This is a genomic window from Oleiphilus sp. HI0067 (assembly GCF_001635735.1).
Genome location: NZ_LWFI01001004.1, coordinates 1 through 2,206, shown reverse-complemented (window position 1 = coordinate 2,206; position 2,206 = coordinate 1). Strand labels below are relative to the sequence as shown.

Annotated in this window: 3 protein-coding genes; 1 reads left to right on the top strand and 2 read right to left on the bottom strand. The window is 42.8% G+C overall.

The window, feature by feature from the left end; all coding sequences use genetic code 11:
- Positions 1–266 precede the first annotated feature (266 nt).
- Positions 267–551, bottom strand: a complete 285-nt coding sequence (locus A3739_RS13320) for an RNA-binding S4 domain-containing protein (protein WP_369821106.1) — start codon at positions 549–551, stop codon at positions 267–269.
- On the bottom strand, positions 548–1,204 hold the full coding sequence (yrfG, locus tag A3739_RS13315) for a GMP/IMP nucleotidase (protein WP_068476024.1): 657 nt from the start codon (positions 1,202–1,204) through the stop codon (positions 548–550). The genes A3739_RS13320 and yrfG overlap by 4 nt, the downstream gene beginning before the upstream one ends.
- Before the next feature lie 58 nt (positions 1,205–1,262).
- On the opposite strand from yrfG, the gene cysQ reads away from it, so the two are divergent.
- Positions 1,263–2,075, top strand: coding sequence for a 3'(2'),5'-bisphosphate nucleotidase CysQ (gene cysQ, locus A3739_RS13310; RefSeq protein WP_068501328.1), 813 nt, complete (start codon positions 1,263–1,265; stop codon positions 2,073–2,075).
- The last annotated feature ends 131 nt before the right edge of the window (positions 2,076–2,206 follow it).

Genomic DNA, 2,206 nt, shown 5'->3' with positions numbered 1-2,206 from the left:
TAACAACGCTCTAGGTATTTGGGGATAGTCTTTGTTTGCAGTAACTTCTTGAAAGCTTTTTGACAAGCGAACAATTTCACCTCGAATATGGCATTCATCAAGGAGGAATTTTTGGAAGGAATCTCCTTCAAGCATAATTATCTCTCTGTCTCTAATCGTTTCGTTGATCTTTGAAACGATGAATTAAACGACGATCCCGTTTATTCGGTCTTCTAAACGGTACTGGCTGACTTTCGCGTTCCGCACGACGCTCCGCCACTTTCTTTTCACGCTCTATTCGACTTTCTTCCGTTTCTTCGTATAGCTGTTGCTAAGGTTGCGTTTTGACGACGATCTGACAAGCTAGCCACTGTCACGACTTTATCCACCCAGCCTTGTCGAATTTGCAAAGTAGCGCCCAAATCGACCGTCTTACCTGGTTTGCAACGCTGACCGTTGTATTGCACTTTGCCGCCCTCTACAGCTTCTTTAGCCATAGACCGGGTCTTAAAAAATCTTGCTGCCCACAACCATTTATCGATACGAACTTTTTGCTCAGAACTTTCTGTCATGACGAAGGCATTACATCCATAAATGAAGACAACAAAGGATAGTCACTTTTCACTCTCATAGGTCCGCGGCTATCTGGTTTTACGATATTGATCAAATGCACGAGTCCCGCTTTTTTAGCAGAATGAAGGACATCTTCATTATCATCAAAAAATACTGTTGAGCGTGGATCAAAATGTACTTTGTTGCGCAAAGCTGTCCAAAACTCTGGATCTTCTTTCGGTAAGCCAAAATCATGAGATGTATGCACTTCATCAATATAATCGCCTAGATTGGTGCATTGCATCTTAATTTCAACACCTGCTCTGTGAGAATTTGTCACAAGCAATACGCGATAAGGTCCAGCGGATATTGCACTCAGGAATTCTTCAGCAAATGGCCGGTAGGCTATTTTGTCTTTCACTTCATGTTTTAATTGGATCAAATCCATATCAAGTAAGTCAGACCAATAATCAAAACAATACCAATTTAAGGTTCCTTTAAGATCTCGAAAATACTTGCTCAGAAATGTATTCGATTCTTCAAGCGTCATTCCTCGCGTATCAGCGAAGCGCTTTGGAAGATGTTGCATCCAAAAATAATTATCGAAATGCAGGTCTAACAAGGTGCCGTCCATATCAAGGAAGACGGTATCGATTTGATTCCAGTTGAGCATCAAACTCTCTATACTTTATGGCAATTGATTCGATGCATTTTAACGAAGCAGGGTAGCTATGTCAGATTTAAGCGCGTTTTTTGAACCACTTTCAGTTATTGCCAAGGATGCCGGCAAGGCAATTTTAGAAGTATATAACTCAGATTTTCCCATCGAGATAGATACTAAAAGCGACGATTCCCCTGTTACCAAAGCCGACTTAGCGGCACACAAAATCATTGAAAAGGGTCTACGAGCCCTAACTCCAGATATCCCTTTTTTGTCAGAAGAGGGTGGTCTACCAGAGTATACAGAGCGAAAGCATTGGCAACGCTACTGGCTTGTTGATCCATTAGACGGCACAAAAGAATTCATTAATAAGAATGGCGAATTCACCGTTAATATCGCCTTCATTGAAAACCACGAGCCAGCGCTTGGACTCGTTTATGTTCCGGTAACAGATACCTTATACTTGGGCGGCCTAGCATTCGGAAGCTTCAAAAACTCAGCAGGATTACACGAACAAATTGCGATCAAGCCCGTTAATCTCGGCACCACATTAACGGTTGTAGGAAGTCGTCGACACGGTGCAGAAGCGCTAGATAGCTTGTTAGAGAAAGTTTCAGATACGTTCTCGAATATCGATCGTGTAGATATGGGTAGCTCCCTCAAAATTTGCGCCTGCGCTGAAGGATCCGCTGATTGGTATCCACGCTTAGCACTCACTTGTGAATGGGACACCGCTGCGGCGCACGCTGTTCTGAAAGGCGCCGGCGGTGAAATCTATACTCCGGAACTCACACCATTGCGTTACAACACAAAAGAAGAAATGTTGAACCCTTTCTTCCATGCCGTAGGTGACACGAGCTTTGATTGGAAAAAATTTCTATAAGCGGAAATTATCAGCTATTCAAAACGAAAAAAGCGCGACCTTTTTCAAGATCGCGCTCTTATAAAACCTTCAAAGCTATGGCAGCTTAATCTTCTTGCTCTACCACATCATTCGCTTTTCGGCCGTTTAAG

Bases quoted from the DNA above. Each gene is read 5' to 3' on its own strand.
- A3739_RS13320 (WP_369821106.1), bottom strand. From the start codon at position 551: ATGACAGAAAGTTCTGAGCAAAAAGTTCGTATCGATAAATGGTTGTGG.
- yrfG (WP_068476024.1), bottom strand. From the start codon at position 1,204: ATGCTCAACTGGAATCAAATCGATACCGTCTTCCTTGATATGGACGGC.
- cysQ (WP_068501328.1), top strand. From the start codon at position 1,263: ATGTCAGATTTAAGCGCGTTTTTTGAACCACTTTCAGTTATTGCCAAG.